This window comes from Burkholderia sp. Nafp2/4-1b, from assembly GCF_003635165.1.
In the GTDB taxonomy this organism is placed as follows: Bacteria; Pseudomonadota; Gammaproteobacteria; order Burkholderiales; family Burkholderiaceae; genus Burkholderia.
Window position 1 is genome coordinate 63,160 of record NZ_ML058616.1, and the last position, 15,936, is coordinate 79,095.

Genomic DNA, 15,936 nt, shown 5'->3' on the forward strand with positions numbered 1-15,936 from the left:
TGACCGGCGCGCAGCGCGCCGGCGACATTCCAGGGCCATCCATGTACGTCATCGACATCCACTACAACGCGTCGCTCGAGCGCATCGACGATGCACTCGAACGCCATCGTGCGTATCTGCAGCCGCTGTTCGAGCGCGGCATCTTCATCGCGGCGGGGCCGAAGGTGCCGCGCGAAGGCGGCGTGATCCTCGCGGCCCGCATCGACCGCGACGAGCTCGACGCGATCCTCGAAACCGATCCGTTCGTGACGGAAGGACTCGCGACCTATCGCGTGACCGAATTCCGGATCACGCGTGCCGCGCAAGGCTTCAACGTGCCGGCGTTGCCGTAACGCGAGCGAGCGCGAATGCATGTGCGCATGCACGCCGCGCGCGACGAGGTTGCGACGCGACGAGGCTGCGAATATCGATTCGAGGGGAAGCAGGAAGAATGCGTGACGGCAGATCGCGGCCGTCACGCGAATCGCCGGGCGAGCGCCCGGGCGATCATGCGGCGCGCGCCGCTCAGTCGACCAGCAGTTTCAGGTCGTGGACCCACGGGCCGGGGCCCTGCCCGTCGCGCACGAACAGGCGCAGCTTGCCGTTGCGATCGAACACGTAGCTCGCGGCGGTGTGATCCATCGTGTAGCTGCCGGGCGTCTTGCCGGGCACCTTCGCGTAGTACACGCGGAAATCCTTCGTGACCTTCTTGAGCTGCGCTTCGTCGGCCGCGCGCAGGCCGATGAACGACGGATCGAACGCGGGCACGTACTGGCCGAGCAGCGCGGGCGTGTCGCGCTCCGGATCGATGGTGACGAACAGCACCTGCACGCGCTTCGCGGCGTCAGGGCCGAGCTGCTTCAGCGCTTCGGACAGTTCGGCCATCGTCGTCGGGCACACGTCCGGGCAGTGCGTATAGCCGAAGAACATCACGACGGCACGCCCCTTGAAGTCGGCGAGCGTGCGCACCTTGCCGGTGGTATCGGGCAGCGAGAAGTCGCTGCCGAACTGCGTGTTGCCGGTGAGGTCGAGATTCTGGAATTTCGGCGCGTTGTCGCAGCCGGCGAGCAGCGTGGCTGCCGCGAATGCGCACGCGAGCATCCAGCCTTGGCGCGCGCGGCGCCCGAACCGTGAATGGAGCATTGCGTTCAAACCGTGCGGTTACACGCCGAGCAGCGGGCGTGCATAGTGATCGACAAGCAGCGCGGCGAACAGCAGCGACAGGTAGACGATCGAGTAGCGGAAGGCCTTGCGGGCGAGTTCGTCCGAATAGTCGCGGTAGATCTTCCATGCATAGGCGAGGAACACCGCGCCGAGCAGCACCGCGCTCACCAGGTAGACGGCCCCGCTCATCCCGGAGATGAACGGCATCAGCGTGACCGCGAACAGGATCACCGTGTACAGCAGGATGTGCAGCCGCGTGAACTTCTCGCCGTGCGTGACCGGCAGCATCGGCAGGCCCGCGTTTTCGTAGTCCTTGCGGCGATAGAGCGCCAGCACCCAGAAATGCGGCGGCGTCCACACGAAGATGATCAGCACGAGGATCCACGCGTCGCCCGGCACCGCGCCGGTGACCGCCGCCCAGCCGAGCGCCGGCGGCATCGCGCCCGACGCGCCGCCGATCACGATGTTCTGCGGCGTCATCGGCTTGAGCAGCAGCGTGTAGACCACCGCGTAGCCGACGAACGTCGCGATCGTCAGCCACATCGTCAACGGGTTCGTGAACGTATAGAGCGTCCACGCGCCGACGCTGCCGAGCACGGCCGAGAACAGCAGGATCTGCGGGGTCGTGATCTCGCCGCGGGCGGACGGGCGCCACGCGGTGCGGCGCATCATCGCGTCGATCTTCTGCTCGACGAGGCAGTTGATCGCGAACGCGGCGCCGGCCAGCAGCCAGATGCCGACCGTGCCGCCGATCAGCACATGCCACGGCACCATACCCGGCGTCGCGAGAAACATGCCGATCACCGCGCAGAACACCGCGAGCTGCGTGACACGCGGCTTCGTCAGCGCCATGTACTGCGAAAACCGGCTACCGGGCGATTGGGAAAGGGTGCTTTGCATGGGGACGGTCACGCCGGGGCGGCGTCGCGCGCGGGCTGCACGACACGGCCGGGGCGGCTTGAAAGGATGCGAAAGTTTAACATGACGACGAGCAGCAACAGGATCGCGGCGCCGCCGTTGTGCGCGACGGCGACCGGCAGCGGCCACTGCAGCACGATGTTGGTCAGGCCCGTCAGGAACTGCAGCAGGACGACCAGCAGCACGCCGTTCGCGGGCCGCCGCAAGGACTCGAAGCGGCGCATCTTCAGCGCGAACCCGGCCAGGTAGGCGACCACGACGAACGCGAACGTGCGGTGGCTCCAGTGGATCGCGACCAGCGCATCCTGCGTGATCGCGTCGCCGTCCCGCGTCATCCCGAGCGCGCGCCAAAGATGAAAGCCCTGCGCGAAGTTCATCGGCGGAATCCACTGGCCGTTGCAGGTCGGGAAATCGGTACACGCGAGCACCGCGTAGTTGGTGCTTACCCAGCCGCCGAGCGCGATCTGCACGACCAGCAGCAGCAGCGCCGCGAGCGCGGCCGCGCGGTAGCGGCCGGCTTCCGGGTCATGCGACGGCAGCGGCGTCTGCCGCGCCGCGAGCCAGCCGAGCGTGCCGAGCAGCGCGAGGCCGAGCAGCAGGTGGGTCGTGACGATCACCGGCTGCAGCTTCATCGTGACCGTCCACGCGCCGAACACGCCCTGCACGACGATCAGCAACAGCAGGCTCGTCGGCCACCACGGCGACACGTGCAGCGGGCGGCGGCGCAGCCGCGCGGACCACGCGATCACGACCTGCGCGATGATCAGCACGCCGATCGCCATCGCGAAATAGCGGTGGATCATCTCGATCCACGCCTTCGTCATGCTGACCGGCCCGGTCGGCATCGCCTGGTGCGCGGCCGTGATCGCCGCATGCGCGATGAACGGCGACGACGTACCGTAGCAGCCGGGCCAGTCCGGGCAGCCGAGGCCCGAATCGGTCAGCCGCGTGAAACCGCCGAACATCACGAGGTCGAGGGTAAGGAACGTGGTGATCCACACCAGCTTGCGGAACTTGTTGTCGTCTGCCTTCACCCACACGTACGACAGCGGCAGCAGCGCGATGCAGAAGCCGATCAGGCCGAGTTGCAGTAGATACGACATCGGAATGGTGCCTCGTTCTCTCGCCTTAGCCGATGCTCGACCACTTCAGCAGCTTCGTCACGTCCGACTTGATCTTGCTGGGGTTCGGGTCTTTCGGGAAACGCATCATCAGGTTGCCGTTCGGGTCGACCATGTAGATATGGTCGCTGTCCTTCGTGCCGGTGTCGGCCGGCAGCCACGCGGCGACCGCGGCCGGATCGGCGATCAGCCGGCGCGTGTCCGGATACGCTTCGAGCACCTTCGGCGGCACCGTGCCCGCATCGCTGCGCAGCCACACCATCGTGATCCGGTGCCGTTCGCCCGCCTGCGTGACGCGGATCTGGCGCATGAAGTAAAGCTTTTGCGCGCACGCGTCGTCGCATGCGCTGCGGTCGGTCATCACGAACAGCCACACCCCGCGCAGCGACGACAGCGGCACCGTCTTGCCGGTTTCGTCGGTGACCTGCAGGCCGGCCGGAATCGGCCGCTGCGGCTCGATCAGCGTGCCGTAGTTGGTCGAGCCGCCCTTCGGCTTGATCACGTAATAGGTGAAGTACGACGCAAGTATCGGCGCCGCGCACACGAGCCCGAGCAGTACGAGCATCCAACGGCCGCGCTTGCGGGCCGCCGGCGAAACCGGCGCCGTGGCCGGACCCTGACGGGAAGATTGCATGGACAAATCAGACCTCTCGAAACGAACCCGCGGCACTGGCGCCGCGTCCGGGCATCGCGCTCACGCGCCGGCCGACTTCTTCGCCGCACGCCGCGCGGCGTACAGGCCGAAACCGAGCGCGGCCGCCGCGATGCCCCACCACTGAAACATGTAACCGTAATTGCGCTCGACGCCGGTCGTCGCCGCCGGCCAGTCGCGCACGAGCTTGTCGCCGTCGTCGCTCGTCTGCTGGATCACGAACGGCTGCAGCGGCAACCCCGTTTCCTTCGCATACGCGGCGACGTCGAGGTTCTGCCGGATCTTCTGATGCGCGGCCGACCCGCCCTCGCCGAGCTCGAATGCACGCGACGCGTCGGCGCGCGCGATGCCGACGATCTCGACTTCGCCGGCCGGCGTCGCGAACGGCTCGATCGCCGTGCGATCGGCGATGTTGCGCGGCAGCCAGCCGCGATTCACCAGCACGGCGCCGCCGCCCGTGAGTTTAAACGGCATCACGACGTAAAAACCCGGCTGGTCGTTATACGGCCGATTGTCGAGAAACACCGCCTGCTCGGGCACGAAGCGGCCGCGGGCCCGCACGCGATGGAACTCGATCGACGCGAGCGCAAGCGGCTGCGCGCCGACGTCGACGGGCGCCGCTTGCTCGTAGCGCTCGATGTTCGCCTGCAGCGCTTCCTTCTGGTGCGCGCGGTCGCGCTGCCAGAACCCGAGGCGAATCGTGACCGCGACGACGGCGAGGATCAGCAGCGCAGGCAGCCAGCGGATCTTCATCGGGCCACCCGCGAGGCGCATTCGCGAAAACGAAGTGCGATAATTATCCTCTTCCTTTCGAATTGCCGTCGTCCGGTTCGTGTCATGCACATCCTCGTTCCCATCGCCTTCGTCCTGATCATCGCCAGCATGGGCTCGGCGCTCTATTTCATGATGCACGACCGCGGCCATACGAAACGCATGGTCTGGTCGCTGGCCACCCGCGTCGGGCTGTCCGTCTCGCTGTTCCTGTTCATCCTGTTCGCGAACTGGATGGGCTGGATTCATTCGACCGGCCTGCCTGTCGGGCGTTGATGCGTTGACCGCCGTGACATTTCGCCGCACAACGGCGCCACCAAGCAAAAGCGCCGCCTGACTGAGTCGCGGCGGCGCCGGGGTGGCGTTGAGCGCGAGCAGCCAGCCGCTGCTCCGTCCCCGCCAATGAAAACGGCCCGCGCATCGCTGCGCGGGCCGTTGTTCCATTTACAGCCAGTAGACGACGACGTACAGGCCGAGCCAGACGACGTCGACGAAGTGCCAGTACCAGGCGGCGCCTTCGAATGCGAAGTGGTGATCCGGCTTGAAGTGGCCGCGGATCATCCGCACCAGCACCACCGCGAGCATCGTGCCGCCGAGGAACACGTGGAAGCCGTGGAAGCCCGTCAGCAGGAAGAACGTCGAGCCGTAGACGCCCGAGTTCAGCGTCAGGTTCAGTTCGTTGTACGCGTGGTAGTACTCGAAGCCCTGCATGAACAGGAAGCAGATACCAAGCACGAGCGTCGCGGCCAGCCATGCGATCGCCTTCTTGCGATAATCGTCGCGCAGCGCATGGTGCGAGATCGTCAGCGTCACGCCCGACGACAGCAGCAATGCCGTGTTCAGCGTCGGGATCGGCCACGGGCCCATCGTCTTGAAGTGACCGGCGAGCGCGGCGGGGCCTTCGTTCGGCCACACGGCGGAGAAGTCCGGCCAGATCAGCTTGTAGTCGAGGCTGCCGAGCTGGTGCAGCGCGATTTCACGCGCATAGAACAGCGCGCCGAAGAAGGCGCCGAAGAACATCACTTCGGAGAAGATGAACCAGCTCATGCTCCAGCGGTACGACTTGTCGACGTTCTTGCCGTAATGACCGCCTTCCGACTCGGCGATCGCGTCGCCGAACCAGTGATACAGCGTGAAGAGCAACCACAGCAGGCCGAGCAGCGCCGTAAACGGCGCCCAGTCGTGACCGTTGATCCACAGCGCCGTCGACCCGAGCATGACCAGCAAGCCGGTGGCCGCACTGATCGGATGGTGCGACGGATGCGGCACGAAATAGTACGGGGTCTGGTTTTGACCGCTCATGCTTGATTCTCCACTTCAGTCCAATTTGTGTACCGGAAACCGCTCCGGCTTTATTTCTTGCGCGGCGCCACCGCCGCCGCACTTTCCCGCACGCGGCGCCGGGGCGCCGCGCACCGCATTCTTTCGTGGCCGCGGGCTTCAGCCCACGACCGCACGCACGATCAGGATCAGCACGCCGATGAACACGCCGGCCGCGATCAACGCGACGATCAGCACGTGCAGCGGATTGAGCTGCGTCGCATCGGCCTCCAGGTCGCGCCGCTTGCGCACCCCGAAGAACGACCACAACACCGCTCGCACCGCCTGGCCGAACGACCCGCTCCGCTTGGTCTCAGTCACCGCTCGCCTCCGTCGTCATGCGTCCGGCTTCGCCGCGCCCTGCGCCGCCGTCTTGCGCGGTGCGGGCGCCGGCGCGGCCGGCGTATTCAGCTCGAAGAACGTGTACGACAGCGTGATCGTCTTCACGTCCTTCGGCAGTTTCGGATCGATCACGAACACCACCGGCATCTTGCGCGACTCGTTCGCGGCCAGCGTCTGCTGCGTGAAGCAAAAACACTCGATCTTCTTGAAGAACTCCGTCGCCTGCTTCGGCGCGTAGCTCGGGATCGCCTGCGCGACCACCGGCCGGCCCTGCCCGTTGGTCACGTCGTACACGATCGTCGTCAGTTCGCCCGGATGCACGTCGAGGCTGTTGTGTTCCGGCTTGAAACCGAGCGGCCCGCGCGCATTCGCATCGAACTCGACCGACACCGTGCGGCTGTAGTCGACCTGCGAGTTCTTTGCCTCGCGCTCGCTGACATCGCGCTGCACGAGATTGTTGATGCCAGTGATCTGGCAAATCGCGCGATACATCGGGATCAGCGCGAAGCCGAAGCCGAACATCAGCCCGGCCACGACGAAGAGCTTCACCAGCATCGAACGATTGAACGCGCGATCGGCGGCGCCCTCTTCCGGCTTCGACATACGACAACTTCCTCGCTACTGCGTCAGTTACTGCATCAGTGAGTGGACAGCCACCACTGCTTGATCACGACACCCACAAAAAAAACGGCGGCGATGACGAGCAGGATGAGGCCGAGCCGCTTGTTGCCCGCACGGATCTGCTCGGGCGTTCGTCTTTCTTGTGGATTCCGGTTCATCTGAAACTTCGCTGAAACTTCAGTTCGGCGCCCGCCGCGCCTGCCTGGGCGGCAGGCAGCGGCGGAACGCGGGGTGAAACTTATTCGACGTGCGGCGGTTGCTCGAACGTGTGGAACGGAGCCGGGCTCGGCACCGTCCACTCGAGGCCCGTCGCGCCATCCCACGGCTTGTCCGACGCCTTTTCGAGATCGCCGCCGCCACGGTAGGCCGGCAGCGCGACCGCGAACAGGAAGTACACCTGTGCGAGGCCGAAGCCGAATGCGCCGATCGTCGCAACCTGGTTGAAGTCCGTGAACTGCGCCGGGTAGTCCGCATAGCGGCGCGGCATGCCCGCGAGACCGACGAAGTGCATCGGGAAGAACGTCAGGTTGAAGAAGATCATCGACGCCCAGAAGTGGATCTTGCCGCGCGTCTCGTTGTACATCCAGCCCGTCCACTTCGGTGCCCAGTAGTACCAGCCCGCGAACAGCGCGAACAGTGACCCGGCCACCAGCACGTAGTGGAAGTGCGCGACCACGAAGTAAGTGCCGTGGTACTGGATGTCGAGCGGCGCCATCGCCAGCATCAGGCCCGTCAGGCCGCCGAACGTGAACACGAACAGGAAGCCGATCGCGAACAGCATCGGGGTTTCGAACGTCATCGAGCCGCGCCACATCGTCGCGAGCCAGTTGAACACCTTCACGCCCGTCGGCACGGCGATCAGCATCGTCGCGTACATGAAGAACAGCTGACCGGTGACCGGCATGCCCGTCGCGAACATGTGGTGCGCCCAGACCATGAACGACAGGATCGCGATCGACGCCGTCGCGTACACCATCGAGCTATAGCCGAACAGCGTCTTGCGTGCGAACGCCGGGATCACCTGCGACACGATCCCGAACGCCGGCAGAATCATGATGTACACCTCGGGGTGGCCGAAGAACCAGAAGATGTGCTGGTACATCACCGGGTCACCGCCGCCTGCCGCGTTGAAGAACGACGTGCCGAAGTGGCGGTCGAACAGCACCATCGTGATCGCGCCTGCCAGAACCGGCATCACGGCGATCAGCAGGTACGCGGTGATCAGCCACGTCCACGCGAACATCGGCATCTTCATCAGCGTCATGCCCGGTGCGCGCATGTTCAGGATCGTCACGACGATGTTGATCCCGCCCATGATCGACGACGCGCCCATGATGTGGACCGCGAAGATCGCGAAGTCCATGCCCGGGCCCATCTGCGTCGACAGCGGTGCGTACAGCGTCCAGCCGGCGGCCGTCGCGCCGCCCGGCGCGAAGAACGAACCGACCAGCAGCACGGCCGCGACCGGCAGCAGCCAGAAGCTGAAGTTGTTCATCCGCGCAAATGCCATGTCGGACGCGCCGATCTGCAGCGGAATCATCCAGTTCGCGAAGCCGACGAACGCCGGCATGATCGCGCCGAACACCATGATCAGGCCGTGCATCGTCGTGAGTTCGTTGAAGAACTCCGGACGCATGATCTGCAGGCCCGGCTCGAACAGCTCGAGACGGATGCCGAGTGCCATCACGCCGCCCGACAGGAACATGATGAACGAGAACAGCAGGTACAGCGTACCGATGTCCTTGTGGTTGGTGGCGAACAGCCAGCGCCGCCAGCCGTGCGGTGTTTCGTGCGCGTGGTCGTCGTGCGCGTGGCCCGTGTGGTCCGCGGCTACGTCGTGCCCGATGCTAGACATGAGAATCTCCTAATGCGAATACGTCGACTAACTCAGCGACACGTCAAGCCGCCGGCCCGATCTCGACACGCCGGGCTTCCTTGGCGTCAGCCCCACCCGTGATCGTTTCCGGCTTTTTGAGAATAATGTGGTCTTCCGCCACGCCTGCTGCCTTCAGCGCGTCGCGCACGGCTTGTGCGCGATGCTTGGCGAGTTCGGCGTTGGCGTCGGCCGAGCCCGTCTTGTCGGTGAAACCCGACAGCGCGAGCTTCGCGTCCGGATGTGCCTTCGCATAGTCGGCCGCTGCCGCGATCGCCGCCTTCGCGTCGGCCGGCAGCACGCTCTTGCCCGTTTCGAAGTAGATCGTCGACACGGCCGCCGCAGCCGATGCCGACGCTGCCGCCGGCTGCTCGGCCGCGCCCGACGCGGCTTGCGCCGGTGCCGAGGCCGCTTCGGCCGGCGCCGCTGCGCCTGCCGTGTCTTCCGGCATCTTGCCGTTGCGCGCGTCAGCCACTTGCTTCGGCTGCAGCAGATCGTTCTTGTGGTTGCCCCACGAGTTGCGCTCGTACGTGATGACCGATGCGATGTCGAGGTCCGACAGCGACGCCCACGACGGCATTGCACCCTTGCCGTGCAGCACGCGCTCGACGTGACCGGCGATCGGGCCGTTCACGATCGGGCTGCCGTCCATCGCCGGGAAGGCGCCGAGGCCCTTGCCGCTCACCTGGTGGCAGGCCGCGCAGTTCGCCTTGTAGACTTCCTCGCCGTGCGCGACGAGTTCGGCCATCGTGTACACCTTGTTCGGATCGACCGCTGCGCCCGCCAGCTTGGCCTTCTGCGCGGTCACCCACTTCGCGTAGTCGTCTTCCGACAGCACTTCGACCACGACCGGCATGAACGCGTGTTCCTTGCCGCACAGTTCGGTACAGAAGCCGCGGAACGTGCCGACCTTGTCGGCCTTGAACCACGTATCGCGCACGAAGCCGGGGATCGCATCCTGCTTCACGCCGAACGCGGGCACGTACCACGAGTGAACGACGTCGTTCGCGGTCGTGATGATGCGGATCTTCTTGTTGACCGGCACGACGAGCGGATTGTCGACTTCCTGCAGGTAAGTCTCGGTAATCGCCTTCTTGCCCATCACCTCGTCACGCGGCGTGCTGAGCGTCGACAGGAAGCCGATGCCCTCGCCCGGACCCTTCACGTAGTCGTAGCCCCACTTCCACTGGTAGCCGGTGACCTTGATCGTGAGATCGGCGTTGGTCGTGTCCTTCATCGCGACGACGGCCTTCGTGGCCGGCAGCGCCATCAGCACGACGATGATGAACGGCACGATCGTCCAGATGATTTCGACGGTCGTGCTTTCATGGAAATTGGCGGCCTTGTGGCCTTTGGATTTGCGGTGCGCGAAGATCGAATAGAACATCACGCCGAACACGCCGACGAAGATCACCGTACACAGGATCAGCATCATCGTGTGGAGATCGTAGAGCTCCTCGGCGATTTTCGTGACCGGCGGCTGAAAGTTGATCTCGTTGACGCGGGGGCCGCCCGGGCTATCACCGACCGCCAGAGCAGCGCCGGCAAAGAGCAATCCGCTGCATGCCAGCACGCCCGTGAGGGCTCGCTTGATTGTTTTCATAGCATCCTTACCCAAAATTTCCATTCAAACCCTCCCCCGTCGCAAGACGCCGGCCTGTTCCGGCCGGTGCCCGCGCCTCGTCAGCCGCAGCGCCTGAGCGACACGCGCAGTTCGTCGGCGAACTGCGCACGCTTGTACTGCGCGAGATGCTGCCCGATTACGACGGTCTGCCCGCGCGATACCAGTCGAATCGGATCGCGTGGCGTCGCACCCGGCTCGACCCGCACCCAGCGCGGGTTGAATTCGATCTGCGTGAACCGCTCCGCATCCATCCGCTCGATCACGAGCCGGTGCGGAAACAGCCTGATGCGCTCGTAATCGACCGCATGGCGTGCATAGATCGCAAACGCGACCCCTACCGCCAGCAATTCGATTCCGGTGAAGGGCATGACGAGCCACGCTCCCCGCCACATCAGCAACGCCGCGATCACCAGCGAGAAGCCCGCGAGCGACGCGTAAAACAGCACGAACTGGCGCGGCGACACCGAACAGTTGCGTTTCATCAGCCACTCTGCGAGGACCGGTTCGCTGTTCGTCGTCTCCGCCAAACCCCTTGCTGCTCCCATCGCCGCCTCACGCGAATGGCATGCGATGCATGCCTGCATCGGACTCGCCGCCCCTTGTTGCGGGGACCCCGGGACGACAAGCTGACGCATTATAGGCGGGTTCAATGGCATCCACAAGCAAGCGGCTATCGGCCCGCGAGCCAAGCGCCACAAGCTTTCCGGCCGTTTTTGCCGCCAATTCGACCCCGCTTTGCGCCGCTAATTTCGGACATAACAAAACCCCTCTTTACCGCTTTACCGATTCTTCGGCCGCCCCTTGCCGATATCTTCGATGCGCACGATCCCGTGGCCCTCCGCGGTCGTACGCGGCACGGCCTTCCACGCGTGGCCGTAGATCACTTCGAATGTCAGGGCAATCGTGCCGTCCGCGCGCCGGCGGGCTTCCAGCGCGTCGCCGAGCGCCGCGCGAAAGCGCCGCGTCGCGTGCTGCGGCACCGCGCGATCGAACGGATAGGCGCCCCAGCGGCGCACGTCGGCCAGCAGGGAATCGGCGGTCTTGTACGTGACGGTCAGCACTTCCTGGTCCATCACCGGAATCTCGAAGCCGCTCTCGACGAGCATGTCGCCGAGGTCGTGCATGTCGACGAAATCGATCACGCGCGCGGCGCCCGGCGCGATGCCGAGCGCCGCTTCGGCGTCCGCGCAGGCCGCGCGCAGTTCGCGCAGCGTGTCGGGGCCGAGCGTGCTGAACATCAGCAGGCCGTTCACGCGCAGCACGCGCTGCCATTCGGGGAACACCGTATCGGGACGCGAATGCCAGTGCAGCGCGAGATTCGACCAGATCAGGTCGAACGCGCCGGCCGCGAACGGCAGCATCGAGAAGTCGGCCTGCGCGACGCGCGGGCCGCGCTGGCCCAGCGCCCGGCCGAGCGACGCGGGCAGCCAGCGGCGCCAGCTCGTCTGCTCGACCTCGCGCTGGCCCGCCCGCGCGAGCATCGCGCCGGACAGGTCGACGCCGAACACCGGGGCTTCGGGAAAGCGCGCGCGCAGCGCCGGCAGGTCGTCGCCCGGGCCGCAGCCCGCATCGAGCACGGCCGCGGGGCTCACCTTGATGTATTCGAGGCGCTCGTTCATCCGCTGCGCGATCTCGCGCGGCAGGAACGCGACCGCGTCGAACGCGGCGGCACGGCGATCGAAGATGCGCCGCAAACGCCGGGCGTCATTGGCCGGACGGCCGGTTGAAGTCGAAGCTGGGGACATGTCGGGCACACTGGCGAAGAGCCCGAAGTATACTCGCTCGCCTCGCAGCCTTCATCGAGGCGGGGCCGCCAGGAGTGTTCGCGATGAATCGCAGTTCCACCCCGCGCCCAGTGCGCGTCGTTTTGTCGCAGGTTCGCGTGCTGGCCGCGCGCGTCGTCGCGCTCGCGTGGCCGAACCGGTGCGCGCTGTGCGGCAATTTGTCACGCACGGTGATTTGCAGCGCGTGCGACGCCGCACACTGGAATGAAGCGCGGCTGCGCTGTGACGTCTGCGCGGTGCCGCTGGGTGTCGGGCGGCCGCGGCTGCACGGCGCTCGCGCGCGGCACGGCAAGTCGGGCTCCGCGTCCGCGTACCGGTGCGACGCGTGCCGCGCGACGCCGCCGCCGTTCGATGCGACGCTCGCGCTCGCCGACTACCGCGCGCCGCTCGACGCGCTCGCGCGCAGCCTGAAGTTTCACGCGCGGCTCGCGCTGGGCGCAGAATTCGCGGCCCGCCTCGCGCAGCGGATCGACGACACCGACGCGATGCACGAAGCCGGCGGCTTCGACGTGATCGCACCGGTGCCGCTGTCGCACGGACGGCTCGTCGCGCGCGGCTACAACCAGGCGTGGGCGATTGCGCGACCGCTCGCGCGCCGGCTCGGCGTGCACGCCGATGCCGCGTTGCTCGCCCGCGTGGCCGAAACCGCACCGCAGTCGCGGCTCGACCGGCGCGCGCGACGCGACAACGTGATGGCCGCGTTCGCGGTGGCCGGCGATGTCGCCGGCCGCCACGTCGCGCTGGTCGACGACGTGATGACGTCCGGCGCGACGCTCGCGGCCGCCGCGCACGCATTGAAGACGGCGGGTGCCGCACGCGTGACGAATCTGGTTGCACTGCGCACCGCCCGGGATTAATTAGATAGAGAGTAGAGAGGCCGGCCGCCCGCACGCGCCGCCGGCCGTCACGAACCGGTCGGCCGGGAAGAAATGCACGTTGCTTCGTCCCGGCCGGCCCAGCCAGATCCAACCATGTTCAACGTCGTCCTCGTCGCCCCCGAAATTCCGCCGAACACCGGCAACGTGATCCGCCTGTGCGCCAACACCGGCGCGCGCCTGCACCTGATCGAGCCGCTCGGCTTTCCGCTCGACGACGCGAAGATGCGCCGCGCGGGCCTCGACTATCACGAGTACGCGCAAATGCGCGTGCACCGCGACTGGGACGCGTTCGTCGCGGCCGAAACGCCCGACCCCGCGCGGATGTTCGCGTTCACGACCCGCGGCTCGGGCCGCTTCCACAATCACGCATTCGTGCCCGGCGACTGGTTCGTGTTCGGCTCGGAAACGCGCGGCCTGCCGGCCGACCTGCTCGAGCGCTTCCCGAACGAACAGCGCGTGCGCCTGCCGATGCGGCCCGGCAACCGCAGCCTGAACCTGTCGAATACGGTCGCGGTGGTCGTGTTCGAGGCATGGCGCCAGGCCGGCTTCGAAGGCGGCGCGTGACAACGGCCCGGACTGCCAGGCCGCGCCGCGCAGCCGGACGCACTAGATACTAGATGCGCGCGAGCCGCGCGCGATACAGGTCGTATATGTCGGATGAAAAGCACGCGAACACCACGCGTGCGAGATTCGGCGCTTGCGGCAGCATTTCGACGACCGTGCCGACCGCGATGTCGACGGCCTCGTCGGCCGGATAGCGATAGATGCCGCAACTGATTGCCGGGAACGCGATCGACGTCGCCGCCACGTCCTCGGCCAGCTCGATCGCGCGCCGGTAGCACGCGGCAAGCAGCTCGGGCTCGCCGCGCCCACCGCCGTACCACACCGGGCCGACCGCATGAATCACGTAGCGCGCCGGCAACCCGTGGCCGCGCGTGAGCTTCGCGTCACCGGTGTCGCAGCCGCCGAGCGTACGGCATTCCGCGAGCAGGCCCGGGCCGGCCGCGCGATGGATCGCGCCGTCGACCCCGCCGCCGCCTAGCAGCGAACCGTTCGCGGCGTTGACGATCGCGTCGACCTCGAGCGTCGTGATGTCGACGAGTTGCGCGTCGAATGTGGTGGAACCAATCTGCAGCATGACACCCTCCCGAAACGCCGGAGACGGTTCAAGCGTAGTGCGCTTTCGCGCCGTCCGCTTTGCGCGAGCGCGCGCAGCCGCAGAAAGCGGCGTGATGCTCATCAACCGTAGCGGGACGTCGCCCGCAGCCGGAGCCCCGGCCCTGACGGCTGCGCCACTGATCCGCGGACCGAGATGGGTCGCGCCTATTCCGCGCGCGCGTCGCGCCGCAGCAGGCCGCTGACCGCATCGCGCGGTGCGACGCCGTCGAACAGCACGCCGCACACGGCTTCGGTGATCGGCATTTCGATCGACTGAGCGCGCGCGAGCGCGAGCACCGCCTGCGCGCAGCGCACGCCTTCGGCCACGTGGCCGAGTGCGCCGAGGATGTCGTTCAGCGAGCGGCCGGCCGCCAGTTGCAGGCCGACCGTGCGATTGCGCGACAGGTCGCCCGTCGCGGTAAGGATCAGGTCGCCGAGGCCCGTGAGCCCGGTGAAGGTTTCGGCACGGCCGCCGAGCGCGACGCCGAGGCGCGACATTTCGGCGAGGCCGCGCGTGACCAGCGCGGCGCGGGCGTTCAGCCCGAGCCCGAGCCCGTCGGCGATGCCGGTCGCGATCGCCAGCACGTTCTTCACCGCGCCGCCGACCTCGACGCCGACGACGTCATCGCCCGTATAGATCCGCATCGCGCCGTGATGAAACGCGGCGAGCGTGCGCTCGCGGCATTCGGCGGACGCGCTCGCGACCGTCAGCGCGACGGGCAGCGCGAGCCCGACCTCGCGGGCAAAGCTCGGCCCCGACAGCACGCCGTTGCTGTGCTGCCCGGGCAGTTCGGCCGCGATCACCTGGTGAGGCAGCAGATGCGTGTCGGCCTCGAAGCCCTTGCAGACCCACACGACGTGCGCGGGCACGCAGCCCGCGTTGCGCATCGCACCGAACAGCGTGCGCAGGCCGGCCACCGGCGCGGCGATCACGCACAGCGCGTCGTCCGCGGCCCCGTGCGCGAGCGCGGCGCCGAGATCGGCGTCGTAGCGCAGCGCATCGGGCAGCGCGATGCCGTCGAGATAACGGGAATTTTCGTGCCGGGCCTGCAGCCCGGCGATCAGCGCGGCGTCGCGCGCCCAGAGAAGCGTGTCGTGCCGCGCGGCCAGATGGCCCGCGAGCGCGGTGCCCCAGGCACCGGCGCCGAGAACGGCTACTTTCATACCCAGCACCGGTCCGGAGTGAAACGTCAGTTCAGCGTCGTGCCGTTCGGCGCGCCGTTCGGTGCGCCTGCTGCACCGGCCTGCTGCTGAAGCTGCGCGAGGCGTTGCTCGTACAGCGCCTGGAAGTTGATTTCCGCCAGGTGGATCGGCGGGAAGCCTGCACGGGTGATCGCGTCGGCGATGTTCGAGCGCAGGTACGGGAACAGGATCGTCGGGCACGCGATGCCGACGAGCGGGTCGAGCTGTTCGTCCGGAATGTTGCGAATGTCGAAAATGCCGGCCTGCTTCGCTTCGATCAGGAACGCGACCTTGTCCTTCACCTTCGCGGTGACCGTGCCGGACACGACGACTTCGAACACGCTTTCCGCGAGGCGTTCGGCCTTGACGTCGACTTCGACTTCAACCGACGGCATGTCCTGCTCGAGGAAGATCGCCGGCGAATTCGGCTGCTCGAGCGACATATCCTTCAGGTAGACGCGCTGGATGTTGAAGAACGGTTGGTTTTCGACGTCGGACATGGTGTTTCCCTAAAAATGGTGACGGGGCGGCCGGCTTCACGCCGACCGC

At 66.7% G+C, this 15,936-nt stretch carries 20 protein-coding genes; 4 read left to right on the forward strand and 16 right to left on the reverse strand.

The genetic code is table 11. The annotated features are described in order from the left end of the window. Positions 1–41: 41 nt before the first annotated feature. Positions 42–332, forward strand: coding sequence for a YciI family protein (locus C7H84_RS23455; protein WP_044848209.1), 291 nt, complete (start codon positions 42–44; stop codon positions 330–332). Positions 333–504: 172 nt separating this feature from the next. Here the strand turns inward: C7H84_RS23455 and C7H84_RS23460 are convergent, their stop codons facing one another. The 5 genes from C7H84_RS23460 to C7H84_RS23480 are packed head-to-tail and all read right to left on the reverse strand — an operon-like array spanning position 505 to position 4,587. Continuing rightward, entirely contained in the window at positions 505–1,122 is a 618-nt protein-coding gene (locus tag C7H84_RS23460) for an SCO family protein (RefSeq protein WP_121861008.1), read from the reverse strand. Positions 1,123–1,140: 18 nt separating this feature from the next. Beyond that, positions 1,141–2,043, reverse strand: a complete 903-nt coding sequence (gene cyoE / locus C7H84_RS23465; RefSeq protein ID WP_121861009.1) for a heme o synthase — start codon at positions 2,041–2,043, stop codon at positions 1,141–1,143. A gap of 8 nt (positions 2,044–2,051) precedes the next feature. Beyond that, positions 2,052–3,164 carry a COX15/CtaA family protein gene (locus C7H84_RS23470; RefSeq protein ID WP_121861010.1) on the reverse strand — a complete coding sequence of 371 codons (1,113 nt, stop codon included), beginning with the start codon at positions 3,162–3,164 and terminating at the stop codon, positions 2,052–2,054. A gap of 25 nt (positions 3,165–3,189) precedes the next feature. Then, complete coding sequence (locus tag C7H84_RS23475) at positions 3,190–3,816, reverse strand: cytochrome C oxidase subunit I (RefSeq protein WP_121861011.1); 627 nt, start codon at positions 3,814–3,816, stop codon at positions 3,190–3,192. Between the two features lie 60 nt (positions 3,817–3,876). After that, a complete protein-coding gene (locus tag C7H84_RS23480) occupies positions 3,877–4,587 on the reverse strand; it encodes an SURF1 family protein (protein WP_240462085.1) in 711 nt (236 codons plus the stop codon). A gap of 84 nt (positions 4,588–4,671) precedes the next feature. Here C7H84_RS23480 and C7H84_RS23485 point away from each other — a divergent pair, with 84 nt between their 5' ends. After that, positions 4,672–4,881 carry a twin transmembrane helix small protein gene (locus C7H84_RS23485; RefSeq protein WP_121861013.1) on the forward strand — a complete coding sequence of 70 codons (210 nt, stop codon included), beginning with the start codon at positions 4,672–4,674 and terminating at the stop codon, positions 4,879–4,881. Positions 4,882–5,049: 168 nt separating this feature from the next. On the opposite strand, the gene C7H84_RS23490 is transcribed toward C7H84_RS23485, so the two are convergent. The 8 genes from C7H84_RS23490 to C7H84_RS23520 form a co-directional block, all read right to left on the reverse strand. After that, complete coding sequence (locus tag C7H84_RS23490; protein WP_121861014.1) at positions 5,050–5,907, reverse strand: cytochrome c oxidase subunit 3; 858 nt, start codon at positions 5,905–5,907, stop codon at positions 5,050–5,052. A 138-nt stretch (positions 5,908–6,045) separates the two neighbouring features. Further along, positions 6,046–6,246, reverse strand: a complete 201-nt coding sequence (locus C7H84_RS23495; protein WP_006752057.1) for a DUF2970 domain-containing protein — start codon at positions 6,244–6,246, stop codon at positions 6,046–6,048. A gap of 15 nt (positions 6,247–6,261) precedes the next feature. Next, complete coding sequence (locus C7H84_RS23500) at positions 6,262–6,870, reverse strand: cytochrome c oxidase assembly protein (RefSeq protein WP_121861015.1); 609 nt, start codon at positions 6,868–6,870, stop codon at positions 6,262–6,264. Positions 6,871–6,905: 35 nt separating this feature from the next. Continuing rightward, positions 6,906–7,046: a cytochrome oxidase small assembly protein gene (locus tag C7H84_RS36520; RefSeq protein WP_006760728.1), complete on the reverse strand. Its 141-nt coding sequence runs from the start codon at positions 7,044–7,046 to the stop codon at positions 6,906–6,908. Between the two features lie 80 nt (positions 7,047–7,126). Continuing rightward, complete coding sequence (gene ctaD, locus C7H84_RS23505; RefSeq protein WP_121861016.1) at positions 7,127–8,743, reverse strand: cytochrome c oxidase subunit I; 1,617 nt, start codon at positions 8,741–8,743, stop codon at positions 7,127–7,129. 43 nt (positions 8,744–8,786) lie between these two features. Then, positions 8,787–10,388, reverse strand: a complete 1,602-nt coding sequence (gene coxB / locus C7H84_RS23510; RefSeq protein ID WP_121861017.1) for a cytochrome c oxidase subunit II — start codon at positions 10,386–10,388, stop codon at positions 8,787–8,789. Between the two features lie 56 nt (positions 10,389–10,444). Beyond that, positions 10,445–10,969 carry a DUF2244 domain-containing protein gene (locus C7H84_RS23515; protein ID WP_121861018.1) on the reverse strand — a complete coding sequence of 175 codons (525 nt, stop codon included), beginning with the start codon at positions 10,967–10,969 and terminating at the stop codon, positions 10,445–10,447. Positions 10,970–11,164: 195 nt separating this feature from the next. Next, positions 11,165–12,130, reverse strand: a complete 966-nt coding sequence (locus C7H84_RS23520; RefSeq protein ID WP_121861019.1) for a methyltransferase domain-containing protein — start codon at positions 12,128–12,130, stop codon at positions 11,165–11,167. Between the two features lie 83 nt (positions 12,131–12,213). Between C7H84_RS23520 and C7H84_RS23525 the strand changes: the two genes are divergently transcribed. Both C7H84_RS23525 and trmL read left to right on the forward strand, forming a co-directional pair. Next, positions 12,214–13,026: a ComF family protein gene (locus C7H84_RS23525; RefSeq protein WP_121861331.1), complete on the forward strand. Its 813-nt coding sequence runs from the start codon at positions 12,214–12,216 to the stop codon at positions 13,024–13,026. 114 nt (positions 13,027–13,140) lie between these two features. After that, positions 13,141–13,611: a tRNA (uridine(34)/cytosine(34)/5-carboxymethylaminomethyluridine(34)-2'-O)-methyltransferase TrmL gene (trmL, locus tag C7H84_RS23530; protein ID WP_121861020.1), complete on the forward strand. Its 471-nt coding sequence runs from the start codon at positions 13,141–13,143 to the stop codon at positions 13,609–13,611. Between the two features lie 49 nt (positions 13,612–13,660). Here trmL and C7H84_RS23535 read toward each other — a convergent pair whose 3' ends face one another. The 3 genes from C7H84_RS23535 to secB all read right to left on the reverse strand — a co-directional run bounded on the left by C7H84_RS23535 (position 13,661) and on the right by secB (position 15,887). Next, on the reverse strand, positions 13,661–14,185 hold the full coding sequence (locus tag C7H84_RS23535) for an O-acetyl-ADP-ribose deacetylase (RefSeq protein WP_121861021.1): 525 nt from the start codon (positions 14,183–14,185) through the stop codon (positions 13,661–13,663). A 185-nt stretch (positions 14,186–14,370) separates the two neighbouring features. Continuing rightward, on the reverse strand, positions 14,371–15,369 hold the full coding sequence (locus tag C7H84_RS23540; protein ID WP_121861022.1) for an NAD(P)H-dependent glycerol-3-phosphate dehydrogenase: 999 nt from the start codon (positions 15,367–15,369) through the stop codon (positions 14,371–14,373). Between the two features lie 26 nt (positions 15,370–15,395). After that, on the reverse strand, positions 15,396–15,887 hold the full coding sequence (gene secB, locus C7H84_RS23545) for a protein-export chaperone SecB (RefSeq protein WP_006752068.1): 492 nt from the start codon (positions 15,885–15,887) through the stop codon (positions 15,396–15,398). Positions 15,888–15,936 lie beyond the last annotated feature (49 nt).

Excerpts from the sequence above, each read along its gene's own strand:
- C7H84_RS23455 (WP_044848209.1), top strand. The coding sequence starts at position 42 with ATGTACGTCATCGACATCCACTACAACGCGTCGCTCGAGCGCATCGAC.
- C7H84_RS23460 (WP_121861008.1), bottom strand. The coding sequence starts at position 1,122 with ATGCTCCATTCACGGTTCGGGCGCCGCGCGCGCCAAGGCTGGATGCTC.
- cyoE (WP_121861009.1), bottom strand. The coding sequence starts at position 2,043 with ATGCAAAGCACCCTTTCCCAATCGCCCGGTAGCCGGTTTTCGCAGTAC.
- C7H84_RS23470 (WP_121861010.1), bottom strand. The coding sequence starts at position 3,164 with ATGTCGTATCTACTGCAACTCGGCCTGATCGGCTTCTGCATCGCGCTG.
- C7H84_RS23475 (WP_121861011.1), bottom strand. The coding sequence starts at position 3,816 with ATGCAATCTTCCCGTCAGGGTCCGGCCACGGCGCCGGTTTCGCCGGCG.
- C7H84_RS23480 (WP_240462085.1), bottom strand. The coding sequence starts at position 4,587 with ATGAAGATCCGCTGGCTGCCTGCGCTGCTGATCCTCGCCGTCGTCGCG.
- C7H84_RS23485 (WP_121861013.1), top strand. The coding sequence starts at position 4,672 with ATGCACATCCTCGTTCCCATCGCCTTCGTCCTGATCATCGCCAGCATG.
- C7H84_RS23490 (WP_121861014.1), bottom strand. The coding sequence starts at position 5,907 with ATGAGCGGTCAAAACCAGACCCCGTACTATTTCGTGCCGCATCCGTCG.
- C7H84_RS23500 (WP_121861015.1), bottom strand. The coding sequence starts at position 6,870 with ATGTCGAAGCCGGAAGAGGGCGCCGCCGATCGCGCGTTCAATCGTTCG.
- C7H84_RS36520 (WP_006760728.1), bottom strand. The coding sequence starts at position 7,046 with ATGAACCGGAATCCACAAGAAAGACGAACGCCCGAGCAGATCCGTGCG.
- ctaD (WP_121861016.1), bottom strand. The coding sequence starts at position 8,743 with ATGTCTAGCATCGGGCACGACGTAGCCGCGGACCACACGGGCCACGCG.
- coxB (WP_121861017.1), bottom strand. The coding sequence starts at position 10,388 with ATGGAAATTTTGGGTAAGGATGCTATGAAAACAATCAAGCGAGCCCTC.
- C7H84_RS23515 (WP_121861018.1), bottom strand. The coding sequence starts at position 10,969 with ATGCAGGCATGCATCGCATGCCATTCGCGTGAGGCGGCGATGGGAGCA.
- C7H84_RS23520 (WP_121861019.1), bottom strand. The coding sequence starts at position 12,130 with ATGTCCCCAGCTTCGACTTCAACCGGCCGTCCGGCCAATGACGCCCGG.
- C7H84_RS23525 (WP_121861331.1), top strand. The coding sequence starts at position 12,214 with ATGAATCGCAGTTCCACCCCGCGCCCAGTGCGCGTCGTTTTGTCGCAG.
- trmL (WP_121861020.1), top strand. The coding sequence starts at position 13,141 with ATGTTCAACGTCGTCCTCGTCGCCCCCGAAATTCCGCCGAACACCGGC.
- C7H84_RS23535 (WP_121861021.1), bottom strand. The coding sequence starts at position 14,185 with ATGCTGCAGATTGGTTCCACCACATTCGACGCGCAACTCGTCGACATC.
- C7H84_RS23540 (WP_121861022.1), bottom strand. The coding sequence starts at position 15,369 with ATGAAAGTAGCCGTTCTCGGCGCCGGTGCCTGGGGCACCGCGCTCGCG.
- secB (WP_006752068.1), bottom strand. The coding sequence starts at position 15,887 with ATGTCCGACGTCGAAAACCAACCGTTCTTCAACATCCAGCGCGTCTAC.